The sequence below is a fragment of the Chania multitudinisentens RB-25 genome, assembly GCF_000520015.2.
GTDB lineage: Bacteria > Pseudomonadota > Gammaproteobacteria > Enterobacterales > Enterobacteriaceae > Chania > Chania multitudinisentens.
Genome location: NZ_CP007044.2, coordinates 992,382 through 1,014,568 on the forward strand (window position 1 = coordinate 992,382; position 22,187 = coordinate 1,014,568).

The following is a 22,187-nucleotide window of genomic DNA, read 5'->3' on the forward strand; positions in this document are numbered from 1 at the left end:
CTACAATATACGGCGATTTTTCCCCTGCATCGCCGTTATTAGCTAAAAAATATGTAAATAAACTACAAAAAATTCTTTTGTGCCGTGAAAAAATGATGTAAAGTTACAGATGTAGGGTACAGAGGTAAGATGTTCTATCTTTCAGACCTTTTACTTCACGTAATCGGATTTGGCTGAATATTAGCCGCCCCAGTCAATTTTGACTGGGGCGTTTTTTATTGTATAAACCAAGGCCAGACACCGGTTTTTGCTTATCTTTCTCTTGTCGTCACTTTCCCATCGATAACTACTGATTCGCTCCTCTTTCAACGTTACTCTGCTGATTGGTTTGTTAGTTTTCAGTCAGAAATGTAGTTAGGCAACAACATAAAGCATGGTGCAGTGGCTAGTAGCCATAAGATAAAAACACCGATGTTTCAGCATCGGTGTTTTTACTCAATCAGCGGTTATATTCCTCGCTGATTTAGTCCTCTTCTGGCAATACTTCGGGTGGGATCTCATTAAACCAGGTATTCAGCTTTTGGCTTAGTTTGTCGACACCAATCTTTTTTGGTGAGGAAAAGGCTTCAACCTGGATATCGCCCATAAATGGCAATATGGCTTCACGTACCATATTGAGCTGTGCCTTGCGTGCGCCGGAAGCCAGCTTATCGGCTTTGGTCAGCAGCACCAGCACTGGAGTGCCGACATCAACAGCCCACTGAATCATCTGCTGATCGAGGTCTTTCAGCGGATGGCGGATATCCATCAGCACCACCAAGCCTTTCAGGCAGTTACGCATCTGTAGGTATTCCCCTAGCGCCCGCTGCCATTTGCGTTTCATTTCTTCAGGAACTTCTGCATAGCCATAACCTGGCAGATCAACCAGGCGAATGCCTTCTTCCACTTCAAACAGATTGATCAACTGAGTACGGCCTGGGGTTTTACTGGTGCGAGCCAAACTTTTCTGATTAGTCAGGGTATTCAATGCGCTGGATTTACCGGCATTGGAACGGCCAGCAAACGCCACTTCAATACCTGCATCCTCTGGAAGGTGGCGAATATCAGGCGCACTGGTGACGAAATGGGTCACATGATAGTTGTAATTCTTGCTGGTCAATGTTTTCGTCTCCGTGAGGATGGCTCTATTTGGTGGGCGATTATAACTGTATCAGCATTAAAATGGTGTGTTTCTCGGTTTTTATGCGTTTTAGTGAGCAGTCCATCCGGGTCAATTGGCTTCTATCATGTAAGACATTTGCCATTCCAATAGAGGGCAATGTCGCTTTATTTAGAGGCTGTTTTAAAATTTTCATTTTTAAAACAGTAAATTAAAATTTATACGACGAAGATATTGCTGTAAGCCTACCATAGGTATCTTGAGTACAGCCGTTGAAAGCGTAAAGTAGTTCACAAGGCAGGACGCAAAGGAAATAGGAACATCCAAGAAGGATGACAAATCTCAAGGAATGCACAGGGTGTGCTTTGAGTACCAGGATGATACCAGATGGAGCTGGAACTATTTATACCGGAGTGTATGAATAGTAATGGATGATGAAGTTGCTGCAATTTGGATGCATATGGAAAATACACTCAGGAAGAGTGAAAGCAAACGGATTGCACTAGGGACGAATTTTTTTCCAGGACGGTGTGCCGTTGCAGGGAATGCGTTTATAGCAGATGGAAAAACCGGGATGTTGAGTGTGCGCATGGAGCGCGTAGTAAGGTTGTCCTTCGATTGAAGGTGTGAATAGGCGGCAGGTTAAACCTGCCGCCTTTTTTCTTTGTCTGCTTTCTGCTAGATTTCGCCGCAATCATATAGCAACTTTATACCCAATGAATTTCAAGTTGCTGCCTAGGTGCAGTTTGAAAGGCGACGGGTATATACTGAATCTACATACCTAAGAGCACACGCCATGAACCAGCCATCAAAAACACCTCGCGCCCCACGCAGCAAAGCAGCAGCGCCAAAAAATAAAAAGAAAAGCCGTGTAGAGCTCGATCAAGAAGCCCGTGAGCGTAAGCGCCTTAAAAAACGCCGAGGTCATGTTTCAGGTTCCCGCACTCAGGTTGAGTCTGCCAACCAGAAAAATAAAGCAGAGGCACAGCCTAAAGATCCGCGTATTGGCAGCAAAGTACCAGTAGCGCTGATAGTTGAAACTAAAGCGAAGGCCAAACCTCAGCCAAAGCCAAAGGCAGAAACCAAACTGCGCCTGTCGCCGGAAGAAGAACTGGCGAAGCTGGAAAATGATGAGCGTCTGGATGCGTTACTGGAACGCCTGGATGATGGTGAAACGCTGAGCGCGGAAGATCAGGCTTACGTTGATCACACCCTGGATCGTATTGATGCATTGATGGAGCAATTGGGCATCGAATTGGGTGATGAAGACGACGAAGTGGAAGAAAAGCAGGAAGACATCCTAAAACTGCTGAAAAGCGGTAACCCAAAAGACGTATTTTAACGTGATATGTGGTTGATCCTGACAATAGCCCTACTGTTGACATGTTATCTACTGTGGTTATTCGGTAAACTATGGCGGCTGTCGAAACGCAAAGCGCGCTTTCGCAGTGCTGCCGTGGCCAGACAGCGTAGGCAATTACCCATTTCCCGGCCCGGTAGGAAAAAGAAACCCAACAGATTTTAAGTTGCAGGTGATTAATTCATCAGCGGCTTAAAAGATAAAGGGGTGTTCGGAAGGAGCGAGCATGTCAGAGCAGGCGATAGTCTGGGATTTGGCCCTAATCCAAAAATATAACTATTCAGGGCCGCGTTATACCTCATACCCAACCGCGCTGGAGTTCAACCAGAGTTACGATGAAGCCGCGTTTCAATGGGCGGCTGTACGTTATCCTGAGCGCCCACTGTCGCTGTATGTGCATATTCCCTTCTGCCATAAGCTCTGCTATTTCTGCGGCTGCAATAAGCTGGTGACGCGCCAAACCCATAAAGCTGATGAATATCTGGCGGTGCTGGAGCAGGAGATTGCCGCACGGGCGCCGCTGTTTAATGGCCGCAAGGTCAATCAGATGCACTGGGGGGGCGGTACGCCGACTTACCTCGATAAACCGCAAATCAGTCAGTTGATGGCCATGCTGCGCCAGCACTTTGATTTCCTGCCAGAGGCAGAAATGTCGATCGAGGTTGATCCGCGGGAAATTGAGCTGGACGTACTGGATCATTTACGTACTGAAGGGTTTAACCGCCTGAGTATGGGAGTGCAGGACTTCAATAAAGAAGTGCAGCGTCTGGTTAACCGTGAACAGGATGAAGACTTTATTTTCGCGCTGATCGCCCGTGCCAAAGCGCTGGGGTTCAGTTCTACCAATATTGATTTGATTTACGGCCTGCCGAAACAGACGCCGGAAAGTTTTGCTTTCACATTGCAGCGTGTGGCTGAGCTGAGCCCGGATCGTCTAAGCGTATTCAACTACGCACATTTGCCGAACCTTTTTGCCGCTCAGCGTAAAATCAAAGATGCTGATTTGCCGAGGGCGCAACAGAAGCTCGATATTTTGCAGCAAACCATCGCCTCGCTGACTGAATCGGGTTATCAGTTTATCGGTATGGATCACTTTGCTCGCCCGAATGATGAACTGGCGGTTGCCCAGCGTGCAGGCAATTTGCACCGCAACTTCCAGGGGTACACGACTCAGGGTGATAGTGACCTGCTTGGCTTGGGGGTTTCTGCTATCAGTATGCTTGGTGACAGTTATGCTCAGAACCAAAAAGAGTTGAAGGTGTATTACGCCAATGTGGAAGAACGTGGGAATGCGCTATGGCGTGGTCTGGCGATGACAGAAGACGACTGTCTGCGCCGTGACGTGATTAAAACCTTGATTTGCAATTTCCAACTGAGTTATCAGCCAATTGAGCAGCGATATGGTATCTCGTTTGTGGATTACTTTGCGGAAGATCTGGCGTTGCTGGTACCGTTTGAACAGGATGGGCTGGTGGAGCGTGATGAGCAGGGTATCCGTGTTACATCGCGCGGGCGTTTGCTGATTCGCAATATCTGTATGTGTTTTGACATTTATCTGCGCAAACAGGCGCGTGCTCAGCAGTTTTCACGAGTGATTTGATAGTTAAAATAATAGCCGCTGATGCGGCTATTATTTTAACTGAAGAAATTGATCAGTGCGGCACACAGTACCGCAGCAACGGCAGTCTGTGGCGTATGGCTGACGGTAGAGCTGACGTCTGCGTGGCTAATAAAGATGATAAGAGAATCCAGCATGTAAGCCTCCAGGGTTTGCGCCAATAATCATACTGCGACGGTACGCCCTGTAAAGCCGTAAATAGCTTGTTTTTTGTGCGCTTGATTGCGTTTTTACCAAAGTACACAGATTACTCCATCCCTAATTCCTTCAGTTTACGGGTTAGCGTATTTCTGCCCCATCCCAACAAGCGGGCAGCTTCCTGTTTGTGCCCTTGGGTGTGCCGTAATGCGGTGGTGAGCAGGGTTCTTTCCATTTCTGGCTGGGCTTCTGAGAGCAGATTTTGATGACCGGAACGCAGCGCGCGATCGGCCCACTGTGCCAGCAGGGTGGCCCAACTGTCCGGCAGGCTATGGCCCGCGGCTTCTGGGGTTGCGCTCTCAAACAGCTCGCTTGGCAGATCCTGAATCAAGACTTCTTGCCCTGCGGCCATCACCGTTAACCAACGGCAGGTGTTCTCTAATTGGCGCACGTTACCGGGCCAAGGCAAGCGAGTAAGGGCGGTTTCGGCTTCCGGGTGCAGGTTTTTTGCTTCCACGCCCAGCTCTTTTGCTGCAACTTGCAAGAAGTGGCGCGCCAGGCGCGGGATATCTTCCCGGCGTTCACGCAGTGGTGGCAGATGCACACGGATCACGTTCAAGCGGTGGAACAGATCCTCACGGAACTTGCCTTCTTGCACTCGCAATTCAAGGTTCTGGTGAGTGGCAGCAATAATACGCACATCCACTTTGACGGGCGCATAGCCCCCAACGCGATAAAATTGACCATCTGCCAGCACGCGCAGTAAACGAGTTTGCACATCCAAGGGCATATCACCAATTTCATCCAGAAACAGCGTGCCACCGTCGGCCTGTTCAAAGCGCCCTTGGCGGATTTGATTAGCGCCGGTAAACGCGCCTTTCTCGTGGCCGAATAGCTCAGATTCGATCAGGTCTTTGGGGATCGCTGCCATATTCAAGGCGATAAACGGAGATTTAGCGCGTGGGCTGTGGCGGTGCAAGGCATGCGCCACCAGTTCTTTACCGGTTCCCGATTCCCCGTTGATCAGCACGCTGATCGATGAACGTGATAGGCGGCCGATAATACGAAACACATCCTGCATCGCTGGCGCTTCGCCAATGATATCTGCTGCCGGATCGCTGACCGGTTGGCTGCGCGCCGGTTGCTGCTGCTCCTGGTAGTGGCTGATGGCGCGCTCTACCAGTGCGACGGCTTCGTCGATGTCGAAAGGTTTCGGCAGATAATCGAAGGCCCCTTGCTGATAAGCGCTAACGGCCGCATCCAGATCCGAATGTGCAGTCATTATGATGACCGGAAGCATAGGATGGCGTTGTTTTATCTGCTTGAGCAGGGCCAAACCGTCCATACCCGGCATACGGATGTCAGAAAGCAGCACGTCGGGAGTTTGCGTAGCAAGTTGCTCCAATACTTGATTGCCACTCTCAAAGCTGGCGCAGTTCATACCAGCTCCAGTGAGCGCACGTTCAAGCACCCAGCGGATGGAGTTATCGTCATCGACTATCCAAACTATCCCTCGTTGCATAGCAAACCTCACTGGCGAATAGGCAGGTAAACCGAAAATTCGGTATGCCCTGGCCAACTGTTAAATTCAATTTTTCCGCAATGCTGATCGATAAGATTACGGGCGATAGATAACCCCAGGCCAGTACCGCCTTCGCGCCCACTGACCATGGGGTAGAAAAGAGTGTCTTGCAGCTGCGCGGGTATACCAGGGCCATCATCTTCAATATCAATGCGTGCTGCCAACCGGTAGCGAGAACCGTGCAGGGTAATTTGGAAGGCGGTTCGCGTGCGCAACGTAATGGTGCCACCGGTTTCCCTGAGTGCTTGCAGGGCGTTGCGCGTGATGTTGAGCAAAACCTGCTCCACCTGTTCAGGGTCGTGCACCAGCTCTGGCAGGCTCGGGTCGTAATCACGCACCAGCGTGACGTTATCCGGTTTTTCCAGCGACACCAATTGGCAAACACGTTCTACAACCTGGTGAATACTCTGGGTAATATGCTGACCAGGCCGCTGTGGCCCCAGCAAGCGATCCACCAGATTACGTAGCCGATCGGCCTGTTCGATGATTACTTTGGTGTACTCAGTCAGTGCCGGATCGGGCAACGCTTTGGCCAGCAACTGAGCTGCGCCACGTAACCCACCGAGCGGATTCTTGATTTCATGCGCCAATCCGCGTACCAGATCGCGCGCTGCAACCTGTTGGGCGTGTTGTAATTGTTCCTGGCTTAGGCGGCGCTGGTTATCCATCGGGGCCAATTCGATCAGGATAAAACCTTCCGGCAGCGCTTGGGCGGTCAGGGAAAGGATATGCGCACGGCTATCAACCACTAGAGTAACTTCATTATCGGTAAAACCCTGGCCCGCATTCAGGCTCTCACGCATCAGAGCGATATTCAGCGAGAAATAACCCAGTAGCTCAGGCAGTGGTGTACCGAAAAGTTTACGTGAACTCTGAGCCAATAGCTGTTGTGCCGCCGGGTTGGCATAGTGAACGGCCAAAGTTTCATCCAGCAACAGGATGCTATTGATAAGAGAATTGAGGATCTGCCCAGCGTCGGGCAGTTTGCCAGTTGCCATATATGCCCTTCATCTTTCAAGGCACAGTAAATTCCTGCACCTTTTTAGTGCATCCATCCTACTCCATCCCGCACTGTTGCGGTATGAAATAGTTTTGCAGAAAATACGCTGGAGAAAAAAGCCCATCCGAAGATGGGCTAAAAGTTTCCACGGCAACAAAAAAACTTAAACGCTGTAGTACAGTTCGAACTCTACTGGGTGTGGCGTCATGCGAACACGATCCATCTCTTCTTTACGCAGTTCGATATAAGCATCGATAGCGTCATCAGTGAATACGCCACCGCGAGTCAGGAATTCACGATCTTCATTCAGTGCAGCCATCGCTTCATCCAGTGAGCCAGCCACTTTTGGAATTTCAGCTTCTTCTTCCGGTGGCAGGTCATACAGGTTTTTATCCATGGCATCGCCAGGATGGATTTTGTTGATGATGCCATCCAGGCCAGCCATCAGCAGTGCAGCGAAGCACAGGTATGGGTTAGCCGCCGGATCGGGGAAACGCGCTTCGATACGGCGTGCTTTCGGGCTGGCAACCACGGGAATACGGATAGAAGCTGAACGGTTACGGGCTGAGTAAGCCAGCATCACCGGTGCTTCATAGCCTGGAACCAAACGCTTGTATGAGTTGGTGGTTGGGTTAGCCAGAGCGTTAATCGCTTTAGCGTGCTTGATGATACCGCCGATGTAGAACAGGGCAGTTTCAGACAGGCCGCCGTATTTGTCACCTGCGAACAGGTTGGTGCCGTTTTTGGACAGCGACATATGGCAATGCATACCGGAACCGTTATCGCCAAACATCGGTTTTGGCATGAAGGTTGCGGTTTTACCAAATGCGTGAGCCACGTTGTGCACCACGTATTTGTAGATTTGGATTTCGTCGGCTTTCTTGGTCATGGTGTTGAAGCGGGTAGCCACTTCGTTTTGGCCTGCGGTAGCCACTTCGTGGTGGTGAGCTTCAACCACCAGACCCATTTCTTCCATGGTCAAACACATGGTAGAACGGATATCTTGTGAAGAATCAACCGGTGGTACTGGGAAGTAGCCGCCTTTTACTGCTGGACGATGGCCTTTGTTGCCGCCTTCGTATTTGGTGCTGGTGTTCCAGGCGCCTTCGATGTCATCAATGCTTACGTGGGAACCCCGGATGCTGCTGCCGAAGCGAACATCATCAAACAGGAAGAACTCAGGTTCTGGCCCGAACAGCACGGTATCTGCGATGCCGGAAGAGCGCAGGAAATCTTCTGCACGTTTTGAGATGGAACGTGGATCGCGGTCATAGCCCTGCATAGTGCCTGGTTCGAGAATGTCACAGCGGATGATCAGCGTGGATTCTTCAAAGAATGGGTCCAGAACTGCTGTGCTGGCGTCTGGCATCAGTACCATGTCAGATTCGTTGATGCCCTTCCAACCACCGATTGAGGAGCCGTCAAACATTTTGCCTTCTTCGAAGAAGTCGGCATTTACCTGATGAGCAGGGATGGTGACGTGTTGTTCTTTACCCTTGGTGTCAGTGAAACGCAGGTCTACGAATTTCACTTCATGCTCATTCAGCATCGTCAAAACGTGTTCAGCGGACATACTTAACTCTCCCGGATTTATCATTGTCGTCATCGTGGAATGAATCAGTGGAACCTGGCTTGATTTCGCCTTGTGTAGACTAAAGCGAAAACTATGCCAACTTTTTAAAAACGAAATAATCGCCTGATAGCGTGGGTTTTACTCATGTGCAGTATGCACCATTGGTGATGCAATGCACTAATCTGGTGCGTTTTATGCCATGGAGAGCACTGAAATGGTGCGAAATACGACCGATTGCTGCTTTTTGCACCGTGAAAGAGATCACAAACTGACCGGTGCACAGTTGTTTATAAGAGAGTGTTGTGATCTTGTTTGGTCCCTCGCTTAATACGTGTACAATAGCGCGCTATTTCTAATGCCTGAGGCAAAGCTGTGATCGAAAATTTGCGTAATATCGCCATTATTGCCCACGTTGACCATGGTAAAACCACGTTGGTTGACAAGTTGCTGCAACAATCCGGGACTTTCGGAGAGCGTGCGGAAGCAACTGAACGCGTAATGGACTCCAATGATTTGGAGAGAGAGCGTGGGATTACCATCCTCGCAAAAAACACCGCCATTAATTGGAAAGACTACCGCATCAACATCGTGGATACCCCAGGGCACGCCGATTTCGGCGGTGAGGTTGAGCGTGTGATGTCAATGGTCGACTCGGTGTTGCTGGTTGTGGATGCTATGGATGGCCCAATGCCGCAAACCCGTTTCGTGACCAAAAAAGCGTTCGCTAATGGTCTGAAACCGATCGTGGTTATCAACAAGGTTGACCGCCCTGGTGCGCGCCCGGACTGGGTAGTTGATCAGGTCTTCGATTTGTTTGTTAATCTGGATGCCACCGACGAACAGCTCGATTTCCCAATCATCTATGCTTCTGCTCTGCTGGGGATCGCGGGTGCTGATCATAATGACATGGCTGAAGACATGACCCCGCTGTATCAGGCGATTGTCGATCATGTATCTGCGCCAAAAGTTGAGCTGGATGCGCCATTCCAGATGCAGATTTCCCAGTTGGATTACAACAACTATGTTGGCGTAATCGGGATTGGCCGTATCAAGCGCGGCAAAGTGAAGCCTAACCAGCAGATCACCATCATAGACAGCGAAGGCAAAACCCGTAACGGTAAAATCGGTAAGGTTCTGACCCATATGGGCCTGGAGCGTATCGAAGCCGCCGTTGCCGAAGCGGGCGATATTATCGCCATTACCGGCCTGGGCGAACTGAACATCTCTGATACCATCTGTGATGTTAATGCGGTAGAAGCGCTGCCAGCATTGTCTGTTGATGAACCGACCGTAAGCATGTTCTTTAACGTCAATACCTCGCCGTTCTGTGGTAAAGAAGGCAAGTTCGTGACTTCACGTCAGATCCTTGAGCGTTTGAACAAAGAGCTGGTGCACAACGTTGCGTTGCGCGTTGAAGAAACTGAAGATGCAGATGCATTCCGTGTTTCGGGCCGTGGTGAACTTCACCTGTCGGTGTTGATTGAAAACATGCGCCGCGAAGGTTTCGAACTGGCAGTTTCCCGCCCGAAAGTCATCTTCCGTGAAATTGATGGCCGCAAGCAGGAGCCATTCGAAAACGTTACGCTGGATATCGAAGAGCAGCATCAGGGTTCTGTGATGCAGGCGATGGGTGAGCGTAAAGCGGATTTGAAAAGCATGGACCCAGATGGTAAAGGCCGCGTGCGTCTTGACTATGTGATCCCAAGCCGTGGTTTGATCGGTTTTCGTAATGAATTCATGACCATGACTTCTGGTACTGGTCTGTTGTACTCCACTTTCAGCCACTACGACGACGTGCGTCAAGGCGAAGTGGGCCAGCGTCAGAACGGTGTGTTGATCTCTAACGGCCAAGGCAAAGCGGTTGCATTTGCCCTGTTTGGTTTACAAGATCGCGGCAAGCTGTTCCTGGGCCATGGCGCAGAAGTGTATGAAGGCCAGATCATCGGTATTCACACACGTTCTAACGATCTGACGGTGAACTGCCTGACCGGTAAGAAACTGACCAACATGCGTGCTTCAGGTACTGATGAAGCCACAACGCTGGTTCCGGCCATCAAAATGTCTCTGGAGCAGGCTCTGGAATTCATTGATGACGACGAACTGGTCGAAGTGACGCCAATTTCGATTCGTATCCGTAAGCGTCACCTGACGGAAAACGATCGTAAGCGTGCGAACCGCGGCCCTAAAGAAGCTTAATCGCCGATTTAATCCGCAATGCTTAGGGCGCGTTATGGCGCCCTGAGTTTTTTCCTCCATCTTTTCCTATTTCTGTGGCGCGCGATGCGCTTTTCACTCTTGCTCCCTGTTCAGCGTTAACTTTTCTCGTTACAGTAAAATCTCACTGGCCCATCAGGAGAAAACTATGCTGTATATCTTTGATTTAGGTAATGTGATCGTCGATATCGATTTTAAACGTGTGCTGGGAGTATGGAGTAATCTGAGCGGTACACCGCTGGCGATGTTGACCGATCGTTTCAGCATGGGTGAGGTCTTCCAGCAGCACGAACGCGGTGAAATCAGCGACGAAGATTTTGCGGCCAAACTGTGTGATGAAATGGGGATTGCGCTTAGTTTCGAACAGTTTGCCACTGGCTGGCAGGCGGTGTTTGTCGCACTGCGCCCGGAAGTGATCGATATCATGCATCGCCTGCGCAGCGAAGGGCATCGCGTTGTGGTGTTGTCGAATACCAACCGTTTACACTGCAACTACTGGCCACAGCATTACCCGCAAGTTGCCGAAGCCGCCGATCATATGTATCTGTCGCAGGATATCGGTATGCGTAAACCCGATGCCAATATTTATCAGCATGTACTGACAGCAGAAAATACCCCGGCGGATCAGGCCGTGTTTTTCGATGATGTTGCCGTTAACGTGGCAGCGGCAGAGGCGCTGGGTATTAAAGCGGTGCAGGTTACCGATCGGCAGGTTATTCCGGCTTATTTCGCTCAATGATCGGCTTCAAGCTGCATGTGCCCGCCTTCCTGTAACTCGAATAGCGCGTTAAGCTTAAGGTGTAAAGCCTGACATCAAGGAGTGGATATGTTGTTCTTCCGCCGAAAAAAGCTGCCTGCGTCGTTCAAACCTGGAATCACCTTCGGGCGGTTGCTGATGAAGCGTATTGATGGTGACGGCCTGACCATGCTGGCAGGCCATTTGGCCTATGTTTCTCTGCTTTCGTTAGTACCATTAATCACCGTGGTGTTTGCGCTGTTTACCGCCTTCCCGATGTTTTCTGATATCAGCATTCAACTGAAAAACTTTATTTTTTCCAACCTCATGCCTGCGGCGGGTAACGTGATCCAGCGTTACCTTGAACAGTTTGTTGCCAATTCCAGCAGGATGACGGCCGTGGGGATCTGCGGGCTGATTGTGATCGCTTTATTGCTGATTTCCTCGGTTGATACCGTGCTGAACACCATCTGGCGCAGCAAAAACAAACGCCCAATCGTTTTTTCATTTGCCGTTTACTGGATGGTGCTGACGCTGGGGCCGCTATTGGTCGGGGCCAGCATGGCCATCAGCTCTTATTTGTTATCACTTAACTGGCTGACACAAACCGGTGTTGACAGTCTGATCGATCAGATACTGAGCATCTTCCCTTTATTGCTCTCTTGGATCTCCTTTTGGTTGTTATACAGCATTGTCCCCACGGTGCGGGTGCCGCCCAAAGATGCGCTGATCGGTGCTTTGGTTGCCGGGGTGTTGTTTGAGCTAGGTAAGAAGGCATTTGCACTGTACGTCACTATGTTTCCGTCCTACCAGCTGATCTATGGCGTATTGGCGGTGATTCCGATTTTATTCCTATGGGTGTATTGGAGCTGGTGTATCGTGTTACTCGGTGCGGAAATTACCGTTACCTTGGGTGAATATCGCCTTTATCAGCAACAGCAAACAGAACAGCAGCAAGAAGAAGGGCATTTATGATTGCGTTGATTCAACGGGTGTTAAACGCCAGCGTAACGGTGGGGGGGGAAACGGTAGGCAAGATTGGCCCTGGTTTGTTAGTGTTATTGGGGGTTGAGGCTGCTGATAACGAACAAAAAGCCGAACGCCTTTGCGAGCGCGTACTGGGATACCGTATTTTTGGTGATGAGAACGACAAGATGAATCTCAATGTACAGCAAGCGGGGGGCAGTGTGCTGGTGGTATCACAGTTTACTCTGGTGGCCGATACCCAGAAAGGCATGCGCCCAAGCTTTTCGCGCGGTGCCGTGCCGCAGGAGGCAGAGCGGTTGTATCAGTATTTTGTCGGGCAGTGCCGTGAGCACGGCGTAGCAACCCAAACCGGCGAGTTTGCCGCAGATATGCAAGTGGCGTTGGTGAATGATGGGCCGGTGACGTTTTGGCTTCAGGTTTAAGTATTTTTAGAGCACCAGAGAGAGAAGGCATCTATGTATCACTTACGAGTACCTGTCACAGAACAAGAACTGAGAGAGTATTACCAGTTTCGCTGGGAGATGCTGCGCAAACCGTTGCACCAGCCGGTGGGTTCGGAAAAAGATGCCTATGATGCCATGGCCCACCATCAGATGGTGGTGGATGAGAATGGTAAAATTGTTGCCATTGGCCGCTTGTATATCAATGCGGATAATGAAGCGGCTATCCGCTTTTTGGCGGTTGATCCCACAGTTCAAGACAAAGGCCTGGGCACGCTGGTGGCGATGACATTGGAATCCGTAGCGCGTCAGGAGGGGGTCAAACGGGTCGTCTGTAGCGCGCGTGAAGATGCCGTCGATTTCTTTGCCAAACTGGGTTTTGTCAATCAAGGTGAAATCACCGCACCACAAACTACGCCTGTTCGCCATTATCTGATGATTAAGCCGGTAGCAACGTTGGATGACATCCTGCATCGCCCTGACTGGTGCGGGCAATTGCAGCAAGCCTGGTACGAACATATTCCGCTTAGCGAAAAGATGGGGGTGCGCATCAGCCAGTATACAGGCCAGCGTTTTGTTACCACCATGCCGGAGGTAGGCAATCAGAACCCGCACCACACATTGTTCGCAGGCAGCCTGTTTTCATTGGCGACTTTGACCGCTTGGGGGTTGATCTGGCTGCTGCTGCGTGAGCGCCATCTGGGCGGCACCATTATTCTGGCGGATGCCCATATCCGTTACAGCAAACCGATCACTGGCCGCCCGCGAGCGGTGGCAGATCTCAGTTCACTCAGTGGCGATCTTGCTCGTTTAGCCCGTGGCCATCGTGCGCGCGTGCAGGCGAACGTTGATTTGTTTGGTGACGACGACAAAGGGGCGGTATTTGAAGGGACTTACATGGTGCTGCCTGTTGAGCCGGGCCAAGAGTGAAAACCCTGAATTTTTCAAGTTGCAGCCAGGGTTGGCTGCAACTTGGCCATTATGAGTTACGGCAACTGTTGTTCTACCGTCTGCCCTTCTTTACTGGCTGCTTGCAGATGGCCCTGCAATGAAGATTTAAACGGCCCAGCGCTGTTGTTCAGTAACCCTTTCAATTGTAATTGCAGGTTGCCATCACCTTCCAACGGCACATGCTGCCACCCCCATTGCTGTAACGTATTCAATGGCACTGAACGCCCATTAAAGGATAACGTGAACGGCTTGCCGGGCAACTGGCTGACGCTAGCCTTGGCGTCCAAGAGGCCATCAGGCATAAACGCGCTTAACTCAGTAACGTTAATCTGCTGTGTATTGGCATCCAGCGCCAAAGAAGGACGGCGTACGTCAACCTTATTGAAGGTGGCGTCGCTGCCGTTAAGCTTCAATGAACCGGACCAGATGCCCCACTGATGATCTTGCGCCAACAGCAGGTTGCTACCGTAGCCATCCAGCGCGGTGATTTGGAATGGGAAATCTGGATTGATATCAATGAGCAGATTACGGTTGGTGGTCAATTTGCTGATATACACTTCTGCCAACCAGCTTGGCAGCGGTTGCAACCAAAGCGTATGCCAGTTAATTGGCAATGTATATTCCAGCGCGGCCATCGCCACTTCATCAAGTTGCAACCGTTGATTGGCACGCAGCCAATGGCCGGAAGTACGTAACAGCCCACCTTCCCAACGGGTAGTGAACTGCGTAATGGTGACACCGGCCGGGGAAAGTTGCACATTCATGATTGGATCGATCAGATGGAAGTTGCCGTTGATGAGATCGCCAGCGTTAAAGCTGAGTGAACCATCTTGGCTACTCCAGTCACCTTTCTGGAACGTGACGTTTTGCAGTGACAAATCGAGATCGTTAACCGCCCACTCTTTCCCTTCCAGGCGCGCATCGATGAGATCAAAACGTTTCACCGTAATCGGTGGTAAAGCGGTGAATTGCTCCCTGAACTGTTCCAGCGTTAGAGGGGTTTGCAGGCGTACATTGCTCAAACGTAGGCGTTCTATCAACCAACTGCCGTCAGCAGCCCGGCTGGCAACGCCGGTGAGATTTCCCTGAGCTAAATCAGCCCCGAAGTCGCTCAACAGCAATTGGTTTTGTTTGATTTCTCCTTGTACCAGCACCTGCGAGGCAGGAATACCATTGAGCGTCATTGAGCCCGCGCTGAACTGGAACTGGTTGTTTTCACCCAGTACATGGGCAATGGTTGGCTGCCAGGGAGTAATACCGGCATTCACCTTTTGCGCGTTTAACTGCCAGCTTGCATCGTTGGACTGTAATGCCATATTACTCAGTTGCAGCGTATCGGCCTGTATCGGCAAGGAGATGCCCTGCTGTGATTTTACATTGAGCGTCCCATCGCGTAGTGTAACGCTGCTGAAGTAACGTGGTTCGGTGATCTGCCGCAGGCTGAAAGCCAGATCTATCTGCTTGGCGGCCAACGTTTGCGGTTGGTTAGCCTGGGCCAGAGTGACACCTTCCAAAGTGATTTTCTCTGGATTGCTCCATGAATGGGTGATTTTGTCCACCGACAGGCGATATTCACTGTTATCACTGATCCAACGGCTCAGCCAACCAGCAGCCCAGCGTGTTTGCCCCAAAACGTAGAGCAACACCACGGCGAGTACTGCCAGCAGCAACAACGTCAGCAACAGCTTTCCGATAAATTTCATCGTCAGGATCCGTAGCGATCAGAAAAGATACTCTGTTTATGCCGTAATTATCCTGTCAGCTCAAGTGCAATAGCCTGAAAGACAATAAAAAAATGGCTGGAAGTTGTAAACCGCCAGCCATTTTATCCGCCATAGCGGGAAAGATTATTTTTCCTGTGGGAACAGCAGGTTCAGCATGATGGCGGTAATACCCCCGGCCGCAATACCCGAAGAAAGCAGTGTTTTCAGCCAGTCTGGTGCAAATTGCAGGATCAGCGGTTGCTGTGAAACTCCCATCCCTACGGCCAGCGATAAAGCCATAATCATGATCGCACGGCGGTTCAGCGTTTCGCGGGAAACAATACGCACGCCAGAGGCGGCAATGGTGCCGAACATCACAATGGTGGCACCGCCTAGCACCGGTTCAGGGATGTGCTGCACAATACCGGCCACTGCCGGGAACAACCCCAGAATGATCAGCATCAGGGCGACAACGAAACCAACGTAGCGGCTGGCCACGCCAGTCAGTTGGATCACCCCGTTGTTCTGACCAAAGCAAGAATTTGGGAAGGTGTTAAAGACGGCAGACAGCATAGAATTAAGGCCGTTAGCCAGTACGCCACCTTTGAGACGATTCATATACAGTGGGCCGCTGACCGGCTGTTCGGAAACGTCGGAAGTGGCTGTGATATCCCCGATAGTTTCTAACGAGGTCACCATAAAGATCAGCATCAGTGGCAGCAGTAGGCTCCAGTCAAAACCCAGGCCATAATACAGCGGTGCTGGGATAATGATCGGGGCAGTATTGATGACCGGTTGGGTTTCCGGCAGCATGCCCATCCCCCAGGCCAGCAGATAGCCGACAGCCATGGCGATCACCAGTGAAGCGACACGTAGGTAAGGGTTGCGTTGGCGATTGAGCAAGATAATAACCGCGAGAACGACACCGGCCAGGAACAGGTTTTTCGGTGTACCAAAGGTATTATCATTCATGGCTGCATAGCCACCGCCGATTGAGGTCAGGCCGACCTGAATCAGCGACAAACCGATGATCATCACCACAATCCCGGATACCAGCGGCGTAATAATACGGCGTGCCAGATGCAGCACTCTTGAGAGCAAGATTTCGGTACAGGAAGCCACCATCAGTGTGCCAAACAGCGCAGCCATCATGGTGGGTACATCGGCCCCGCCATTTTTCAGCGCCAGCCCGCCCATAATCAGCGGTGAGACAAAGTTAAAGCTGGTGCCCTGAATAGACAATAAGCCAGAACCCACCGGGCCCCAGGTTTTGATTTGCAGAATTGAGGCCAGACCGGAAGCAAACAACGACATACTGATAATGCGTTGTGTATCCTGCGCTGGCAGGCCAAGTGCCTGGCAGATCAACAGGGCCGGGGTGATCACGGCGACAAACATCGCCAGCAGATGCTGGCCAGCGGCAAAAAGGGTTTGCGGCAACGGCGGGCGATCTTCCAGGTGATAAATCAGTTCACTGGTATGCGGAACGGTTGCTGATGCTTTCTGTTGGGCATCAGGCTCGGCGGATTGGATAGACATGATGTGGTATTTCCAGAGGCGGCAAAGAGGGCATTTTAATGATCCGCTTCACAAAAGCAAACGGTTGCGCATTAATATTTTTGTCAGAAACCCCATAGTTGTTGATGTCACATTTTTGCTGGTTTTATTCCGCCTGCTGGTCACGTTTATTCCCTCCTGCGGGCCGTCTCTTGTTGAGACGTTGAATATTATTGATACCCTGCAACAACAATCCGATAAGGTATTTAAAACCCTCGTATTAACCCGTTGAATTGCGTGGCCACTGGTGGTTGACAGCCTGAATGTGTGGTCGTTGATAATGATTGCGGCCTCCGAACATCCTCGGGCAGCGTTACTGAGTCAGGCATTAGAATAGCGGGCTGTTTCAGGCAGCCAGCGCTCGATCAGGGCATGAGCATGTTGTGGGTAATGCTCATGGATGTGGCGCGCAACGCGCTGAACTTCCGGGATCATTGCCTGATCGCGTAGCAGGTTGGCCACTTTGAACTCTGTGCTGCCGGTTTGGCGCGTGCCCAAGAGCTCGCCAGGCCCACGAATCTCCAGATCGCGCTGAGCAATCACAAAGCCGTCGTTACTGTCGCGCAGTACCTGTAAGCGTTTTTGCGCCGTTTTGCTGAGCGGTGTTTTATACAATAGAACACAATGCGACGCGACGGACCCACGGCCAACACGGCCGCGTAACTGGTGCAATTGCGCCAACCCAAGCCGCTCGGGGTTTTCGATAATCATCAGGCTGGCATTCGGTACGTCAACACCCACCTCAATCACCGTGGTGGCGACCAGTAACTGCAATTCACCCTGTTTAAAGGCCTGCATCACCGCCTGTTTTTCCTGCGCTTTCATACGGCCATGCACCAACGCAACCTTTAGCTCCGGCAGGGCGGTTTGCAATTCTTCCCAGGTAGCTTCCGCTGCTTGAGCTTCCAGTAGATCAGATTCCTCAATCAACGTGCAGACCCAATAAGCCTGTCGGCTTTCCTCTAGGCAGGCATTTTTTACCCGCTGAATGATATCGGCACGGCGCGTATCAGGAATGGCAACGGTGGTGACCGGCGTGCGGCCCGGTGGCAATTCATCGATAACGGAAGTATCGAGATCGGCATAGGCAGTCATCGCCAGCGTGCGTGGGATCGGTGTAGCAGTCATGATCAACTGGTGAGCATGGAACCCTTGTTCTTCACCTTTTTCCCACAGCGCTAGCCGCTGATGTACTCCAAAGCGGTGCTGTTCATCAATGATTACCAGCGCCAAGCCATTAAACTGCACCTGTTCCTGGAAAATGGCGTGAGTGCCTACCACCATCGCTACTTGCCCGCTGGCAATCGCTTCTTGTTGCGCGATGCGCGCTTTCCCTTTTTGTTTCCCGGCCAGCCAACCCACGTCAATCCCCAGTGGTTCAAACCACTGGCGGAAGCTATTGGCATGCTGTTCGGCCAGTAACTCGGTCGGGGCCATCAGTGCGACCTGCTTGCCGTGTGTGATAGCGCGCAGTGCGGCCAGTGCCGCAACCAGGGTTTTTCCTGAGCCGACATCCCCCTGAATCAGGCGCATCATCGGGAAACCTTTCTGCATATCAGCTTCGATATCAGCTACCACCCGGTTCTGCGCATTGGTAGGCACAAACGGCAACTGAGCGAGGAAGCTGTTTTTCAGCCGATCGTCTGGCATGAGTGCAAGTGCTTTATAGCTCTGTGCTCCGGCGCGTACCGCCAACATACTGAGATTATGCGCCAGCAATTCTTCCAGAATCAGGCGCCTTTGCGCCGGGTGTTTACCCTGTTCCAAGTCGGTCAGCTGAATGTCTGGCGGTGGGCGGTGCAGAGTATGTAATGCCTGTGGCAAGCTTATCAGCCCACCGTTGAGTTCTGGCGGTAGCAGCTCAGCAATAGCACAGGTATCCAACAATTCCAGTGCCTGATCGGTCAGCTTGCGCAGCGTGGCTTGGCGGACGCCTTCGGTGGTGGGATAGACCGGTGTCAGGGCTTCCTGCAATTCAATTTCACTGCTTTCACCTTGAATTCGATATTCAGGATGAATAATTTCGGCACCGTGGCTACCGCGTTTGATTTCACCGTAAGCTGTTATGCGGCGGCCAGCCGCTAAACTATTTTTCATCGCTGCGTTGAAATTGAAGAAACGCATAGTCAGCAGACCCGTGCCGTCGCTAATCTGGCAGGTTAGCATACGGCGGCGGCCAAAACTGATATCGCTGCGTAACACTTCCCCTTCCACAGTAGCAAAAATACCGGGTAGCAGATCGTTGATGGAATAAAGACGAGTGCGATCTTCGTAACGCAGAGGCAGGTGTAGCAGCAAATCTTGAATGGTATTCAGGCCGATTTTGGCTAATTTCCCTGCCTGGCTGGCTCCAACCCCGGCAAGTGTTGTAAGAGGGACGGCATCCAGCAGGCGGCCTTTCATTGGCGTACCGTGGTTGCCTGCATGGTTGCCCACCATTCGGCGTCAGCGACCACTTGGCCTTGTTCATCAATATGCGGGCGGGGTAGCCCTTTGCGCTTGGCCACATTGGCTAACACCGGATAACCCCCCTCAAACAGCAGGCGTTGCCGTTCTTCTTCGTCCAGAGCACCGTATTCACGGCGATACATGCCTGCATTTTGCCGCTGACGTTGGGCTTCATACAAAATTAAAGCTGAAGCTACAGAAACATTAAGTGATTGCACCATACCGATCATGGGGATAATGATGTCTTGATCGGCCAAGGCCAGAGCTTCTTTGGTAATGCCGGTTTTCTCTTGCCCCAGCAGCACGCAAGTGGGGCGGGTATAATCCACTTCTCGAAAATCGATGGCACGTGCGGAAAGGTGGGTAGCCAGAATTTGCATCCCCTGGTTTTTCATATGGGTAACGGCATCGGTAATCGTGCGGTGGGTTCTGACGCTCACCCAACTGTTGCTCCCTGCGGCGGAAGAAACCAACGTACGCATTCGCGTGGTTGGCCAGACCGCATGTACCTGATGCACACCAACAGCGTCAGCGGTGCGGATAATGGCAGAAACGTTATGAGGTTTGTGCACCTGTTCCAGGCAGACCGTCAGATCGGGCTGCCGAGTGGCCAGCATTTCACAAATTCGTGCATAGCGTTCAGGGCTCATAGCGCTAGTTTCGGTTACGGTTAACTTTGATCACATCCGGCATGATACGGATTTTACGCATAATGTTTGCCAAATGGACGCGGTCTCGGGTCGTCAGGCGAATAAAGGCGCTGTAAACCCGGCCATCTTTCTCTTCGGTATTCAGGCTTTGAATGTTTGAGCCTGCCGCATTGATAGCGGCCGTCAGATTGGCCAGCGCCCCCTGATGGTTGAGCATATCTACTTTGATTTCGGCAATGAATTCCTGCTCGATTTCTGTATCCCACTCAACAGCCATGAATTTTTCTGGCTCTTTCTGGTAACCACGAATATTGCGGCAGGATTCATGGTGGATCACCAAGCCTTTGCCTGGGCTGACATGGGCAATAATCGGATCGCCCGGAATAGGCCGGCAACATTTGGCGAAGGTGATCAGAACACCATCAGCCCCTTTGATGGCCAGATTACGCACACCGGAAGAAACCCCTAAACTGGAATGATCGCCCTGTAAATTCTTCGCAATAACCACGCTCATGGCGTTGCCAAGGCCAATTTCTGCCAACAAATCATCCAGCGTTGCCAGCTTCATGCGTTCCAGTTCGTGGCGAATATTTTCCTGCGGCACTTCGGAAAGCTTGCGGCTGCCGCCCAGCGCATGGTTGAGCAAACGGCGGCCCAGGCTGACAGAATCATCACGCTTGAGGTTTTTCAGCATCTGGCGGATTTTGGCGCGGGCTTTTGAACTGACAACAAAGTTCAACCAGGCGGCATTTGGCCGTGCGCCGGGCGCAGTAATGATTTCTACCGTCTGGCCACTGCTTAGCGATTGTGACAATGGGTAAGGTTGCCGATCAACGCGAGCACCAACGCAGGCGTGACCAATATCGGTATGCACCGCATAAGCGAAGTCAACCGGTGTGGCACCCGCAGGCAGTTCAACGATACGGCCTTCTGGGGTGAAAACGTAAATTTCATCTGGGAATAGATCAGATTTTACGCTTTCGATAAATTCAAAGGAGCTACCAGCGCTTTGTTGCAGTTCAAGTAAACTCTGCATCCAGCGTTGGGCGCGGATTTGTGCGGTGGTGCCGGGGGTCTCACCCTGTTCTTTGTAGGCCCAGTGCGCGGCAACCCCCATCTCTGCCATCTGATCCATATCTTCAGTACGGATCTGGACTTCAACCGGCACGCCATGTGGGCCGATCAGCGAAGTGTGCAGTGATTGATAGCCGTTGGCTTTGGGAATAGCGATATAATCTTTCACCCGGCCTGGCCGCGGTTTATACAGGCTGTGTGCCTGACCCAGCACCCGGTAACAGGTGTCGACTTCTTTTACGATCACCCGGAACGCGTAGATATCCATAATTGAATGAAAACGCTGTTCTTTCAGGTGCATCTTGCAATAGATGGAATAAAGGTGTTTTTCCCTTCCGCTGACGCGGCAAGGAATACCTGCTTCGGTCAAACGCCCTTCGATCTCGGAAAGAATCTTCTGGATCATCTCCTTACGGTTACCGCGTGCAGCTTTTACCACCGCTTTGATCACCCGGTAACGGTTGGGATAGAGCGCCTCAAAACCCAATTCTTCCAGCTCGGTTTTCAGATGATGAATACCCAAGCGGTGCGCTAGCGGGCTGTAGATTTCCAGGGTTTCGCGCGCGATGCGCCGCCGTTTGTCAGGGCGCAACGAACCGAGAGTGCGCATGTTATGTGTGCGGTCGGCCAATTTGATCAGAACGACGCGGATATCTTGCACCATCGCCATGATCATTTTGCGGAAATTTTCCGCCTGCGCTTCTTTTTTATCCTGAAATTTTAGTTTATCGAGCTTGGACACGCCTTCAACCAGTTCGGCAACGCTTTTACCAAACAGCTGTTCCATATCCTGATAGGTAGCTGGAGTGTCTTCAATGACGTCGTGCAGCAGAGCGGCCATCAGCGTCTCATAGTCGAGACGCATTTCTGCCAGAATACAAGCCACGGCGACTGGATGAGTAATGTAGGGCTCACCACTAGAGCGTGTCTGTCCCTCGTGAGCATCACGTGCAACGAGGTATGCCTGTTTGAGGCGTTTAATCTGCTCCTCAGGCAAGTAACGTTGAATCAGCAGATTCAGGCTTTCAAACAGGTACAAGGCAGACTCGCAGCTTAA

Annotated in this window: 20 protein-coding genes; 10 read left to right on the forward strand and 10 right to left on the reverse strand. The window is 51.3% G+C overall.

Going from position 1 to position 22,187, the window contains the following annotated elements:
* Positions 1–129 precede the first annotated feature (129 nt).
* Positions 130–177, forward strand: coding sequence for a small protein SpfP (spfP, locus tag Z042_RS26930; protein WP_071892919.1), 48 nt, complete (start codon positions 130–132; stop codon positions 175–177).
* 286 nt (positions 178–463) lie between these two features.
* On the opposite strand, the gene yihA is transcribed toward spfP, so the two are convergent.
* Positions 464–1,099 carry a ribosome biogenesis GTP-binding protein YihA/YsxC gene (yihA, locus tag Z042_RS04300; RefSeq protein WP_037406985.1) on the reverse strand — a complete coding sequence of 212 codons (636 nt, stop codon included), beginning with the start codon at positions 1,097–1,099 and terminating at the stop codon, positions 464–466.
* A 427-nt stretch (positions 1,100–1,526) separates the two neighbouring features.
* On the opposite strand from yihA, the gene Z042_RS26475 reads away from it, so the two are divergent.
* The 3 genes from Z042_RS26475 to hemN all read left to right on the forward strand — a co-directional run bounded on the left by Z042_RS26475 (position 1,527) and on the right by hemN (position 4,059).
* A complete protein-coding gene (locus Z042_RS26475; protein ID WP_024913537.1) occupies positions 1,527–1,721 on the forward strand; it encodes a hypothetical protein in 195 nt (64 codons plus the stop codon).
* 174 nt (positions 1,722–1,895) lie between these two features.
* Positions 1,896–2,441, forward strand: a complete 546-nt coding sequence (gene yihI / locus Z042_RS04310; RefSeq protein WP_024913536.1) for a Der GTPase-activating protein YihI — start codon at positions 1,896–1,898, stop codon at positions 2,439–2,441.
* 244 nt (positions 2,442–2,685) lie between these two features.
* Positions 2,686–4,059 (forward strand): oxygen-independent coproporphyrinogen III oxidase, encoded by a 1,374-nt coding sequence (gene hemN / locus Z042_RS04315; protein WP_024913535.1) that lies wholly within the window; start codon positions 2,686–2,688, stop codon positions 4,057–4,059.
* A gap of 35 nt (positions 4,060–4,094) precedes the next feature.
* Here the strand turns inward: hemN and Z042_RS25855 are convergent, their stop codons facing one another.
* From Z042_RS25855 to glnA, 4 genes are all read right to left on the reverse strand, one after another.
* Positions 4,095–4,214, reverse strand: coding sequence for a YshB family small membrane protein (locus Z042_RS25855; RefSeq protein WP_154666877.1), 120 nt, complete (start codon positions 4,212–4,214; stop codon positions 4,095–4,097).
* Between the two features lie 110 nt (positions 4,215–4,324).
* Positions 4,325–5,737: a nitrogen regulation protein NR(I) gene (glnG, locus tag Z042_RS04320; RefSeq protein WP_024913534.1), complete on the reverse strand. Its 1,413-nt coding sequence runs from the start codon at positions 5,735–5,737 to the stop codon at positions 4,325–4,327.
* An 8-nt stretch (positions 5,738–5,745) separates the two neighbouring features.
* Positions 5,746–6,795 carry a nitrogen regulation protein NR(II) gene (gene glnL, locus Z042_RS04325; protein ID WP_024913533.1) on the reverse strand — a complete coding sequence of 350 codons (1,050 nt, stop codon included), beginning with the start codon at positions 6,793–6,795 and terminating at the stop codon, positions 5,746–5,748.
* Positions 6,796–6,960: 165 nt separating this feature from the next.
* Positions 6,961–8,370: a glutamate--ammonia ligase gene (glnA, locus tag Z042_RS04330; RefSeq protein WP_024913532.1), complete on the reverse strand. Its 1,410-nt coding sequence runs from the start codon at positions 8,368–8,370 to the stop codon at positions 6,961–6,963.
* 372 nt (positions 8,371–8,742) lie between these two features.
* Between glnA and typA the strand changes: the two genes are divergently transcribed.
* From typA to fabY, 5 genes are all read left to right on the forward strand, one after another.
* Entirely contained in the window at positions 8,743–10,566 is a 1,824-nt protein-coding gene (typA, locus tag Z042_RS04335; protein WP_024913531.1) for a ribosome-dependent GTPase TypA, read from the forward strand.
* 166 nt (positions 10,567–10,732) lie between these two features.
* Positions 10,733–11,323, forward strand: coding sequence for a glucose-1-phosphatase (gene yihX / locus Z042_RS04340; protein ID WP_024913530.1), 591 nt, complete (start codon positions 10,733–10,735; stop codon positions 11,321–11,323).
* Between the two features lie 87 nt (positions 11,324–11,410).
* Positions 11,411–12,295: a virulence factor BrkB family protein gene (locus Z042_RS04345; protein WP_024913529.1), complete on the forward strand. Its 885-nt coding sequence runs from the start codon at positions 11,411–11,413 to the stop codon at positions 12,293–12,295.
* The gene (dtd, locus tag Z042_RS04350) at positions 12,292–12,729 is read left to right on the forward strand and encodes a D-aminoacyl-tRNA deacylase (protein ID WP_024913528.1); all 438 of its coding nucleotides are present in this window, start codon (positions 12,292–12,294) and stop codon (positions 12,727–12,729) included. The genes Z042_RS04345 and dtd overlap by 4 nt, the downstream gene beginning before the upstream one ends.
* Positions 12,730–12,762: 33 nt before the next feature.
* Positions 12,763–13,677: a fatty acid biosynthesis protein FabY gene (fabY, locus tag Z042_RS04355; RefSeq protein ID WP_024913527.1), complete on the forward strand. Its 915-nt coding sequence runs from the start codon at positions 12,763–12,765 to the stop codon at positions 13,675–13,677.
* Positions 13,678–13,733: 56 nt separating this feature from the next.
* Here fabY and Z042_RS04360 read toward each other — a convergent pair whose 3' ends face one another.
* Positions 13,734–15,401: an AsmA family protein gene (locus Z042_RS04360; RefSeq protein ID WP_024913526.1), complete on the reverse strand. Its 1,668-nt coding sequence runs from the start codon at positions 15,399–15,401 to the stop codon at positions 13,734–13,736.
* A 144-nt stretch (positions 15,402–15,545) separates the two neighbouring features.
* Positions 15,546–16,940 (reverse strand): uracil-xanthine permease family protein, encoded by a 1,395-nt coding sequence (locus tag Z042_RS04365; protein WP_024913525.1) that lies wholly within the window; start codon positions 16,938–16,940, stop codon positions 15,546–15,548.
* Between Z042_RS04365 and Z042_RS04370 the strand changes: the two genes are divergently transcribed.
* A complete protein-coding gene (locus Z042_RS04370) occupies positions 16,939–17,190 on the forward strand; it encodes a hypothetical protein (RefSeq protein ID WP_024913524.1) in 252 nt (83 codons plus the stop codon). The two genes, Z042_RS04365 and Z042_RS04370, sit on opposite strands and share 2 nt — an antisense overlap.
* Before the next feature lie 89 nt (positions 17,191–17,279).
* Here the strand turns inward: Z042_RS04370 and recG are convergent, their stop codons facing one another.
* From recG to spoT, 3 genes are read right to left on the reverse strand one after another with little or no spacing between them, the layout of a single operon-like run.
* Positions 17,280–19,361, reverse strand: a complete 2,082-nt coding sequence (recG, locus tag Z042_RS04375) for an ATP-dependent DNA helicase RecG (protein WP_024913523.1) — start codon at positions 19,359–19,361, stop codon at positions 17,280–17,282.
* On the reverse strand, positions 19,358–20,056 hold the full coding sequence (gene trmH / locus Z042_RS04380; RefSeq protein WP_024913522.1) for a tRNA (guanosine(18)-2'-O)-methyltransferase TrmH: 699 nt from the start codon (positions 20,054–20,056) through the stop codon (positions 19,358–19,360). Before trmH ends, recG begins: the two co-directional genes overlap by 4 nt.
* Before the next feature lie 4 nt (positions 20,057–20,060).
* Complete coding sequence (gene spoT / locus Z042_RS04385; RefSeq protein ID WP_024913521.1) at positions 20,061–22,169, reverse strand: bifunctional GTP diphosphokinase/guanosine-3',5'-bis pyrophosphate 3'-pyrophosphohydrolase; 2,109 nt, start codon at positions 22,167–22,169, stop codon at positions 20,061–20,063.
* Positions 22,170–22,187 lie beyond the last annotated feature (18 nt).

Bases quoted from the DNA above. Each gene is read 5' to 3' on its own strand.
- Z042_RS26475 (WP_024913537.1), top strand. From the start codon at position 1,527: ATGGATGATGAAGTTGCTGCAATTTGGATGCATATGGAAAATACACTC.
- yihI (WP_024913536.1), top strand. From the start codon at position 1,896: ATGAACCAGCCATCAAAAACACCTCGCGCCCCACGCAGCAAAGCAGCA.
- hemN (WP_024913535.1), top strand. From the start codon at position 2,686: ATGTCAGAGCAGGCGATAGTCTGGGATTTGGCCCTAATCCAAAAATAT.
- Z042_RS25855 (WP_154666877.1), bottom strand. From the start codon at position 4,214: ATGCTGGATTCTCTTATCATCTTTATTAGCCACGCAGACGTCAGCTCT.
- glnG (WP_024913534.1), bottom strand. From the start codon at position 5,737: ATGCAACGAGGGATAGTTTGGATAGTCGATGACGATAACTCCATCCGC.
- glnL (WP_024913533.1), bottom strand. From the start codon at position 6,795: ATGGCAACTGGCAAACTGCCCGACGCTGGGCAGATCCTCAATTCTCTT.
- glnA (WP_024913532.1), bottom strand. From the start codon at position 8,370: ATGTCCGCTGAACACGTTTTGACGATGCTGAATGAGCATGAAGTGAAA.
- yihX (WP_024913530.1), top strand. From the start codon at position 10,733: ATGCTGTATATCTTTGATTTAGGTAATGTGATCGTCGATATCGATTTT.
- Z042_RS04345 (WP_024913529.1), top strand. From the start codon at position 11,411: ATGTTGTTCTTCCGCCGAAAAAAGCTGCCTGCGTCGTTCAAACCTGGA.
- dtd (WP_024913528.1), top strand. From the start codon at position 12,292: ATGATTGCGTTGATTCAACGGGTGTTAAACGCCAGCGTAACGGTGGGG.
- fabY (WP_024913527.1), top strand. From the start codon at position 12,763: ATGTATCACTTACGAGTACCTGTCACAGAACAAGAACTGAGAGAGTAT.
- Z042_RS04360 (WP_024913526.1), bottom strand. From the start codon at position 15,401: ATGAAATTTATCGGAAAGCTGTTGCTGACGTTGTTGCTGCTGGCAGTA.
- Z042_RS04370 (WP_024913524.1), top strand. From the start codon at position 16,939: ATGATGTGGTATTTCCAGAGGCGGCAAAGAGGGCATTTTAATGATCCG.
- Z042_RS04365 (WP_024913525.1), bottom strand. From the start codon at position 16,940: ATGTCTATCCAATCCGCCGAGCCTGATGCCCAACAGAAAGCATCAGCA.
- recG (WP_024913523.1), bottom strand. From the start codon at position 19,361: ATGAAAGGCCGCCTGCTGGATGCCGTCCCTCTTACAACACTTGCCGGG.
- trmH (WP_024913522.1), bottom strand. From the start codon at position 20,056: ATGAGCCCTGAACGCTATGCACGAATTTGTGAAATGCTGGCCACTCGG.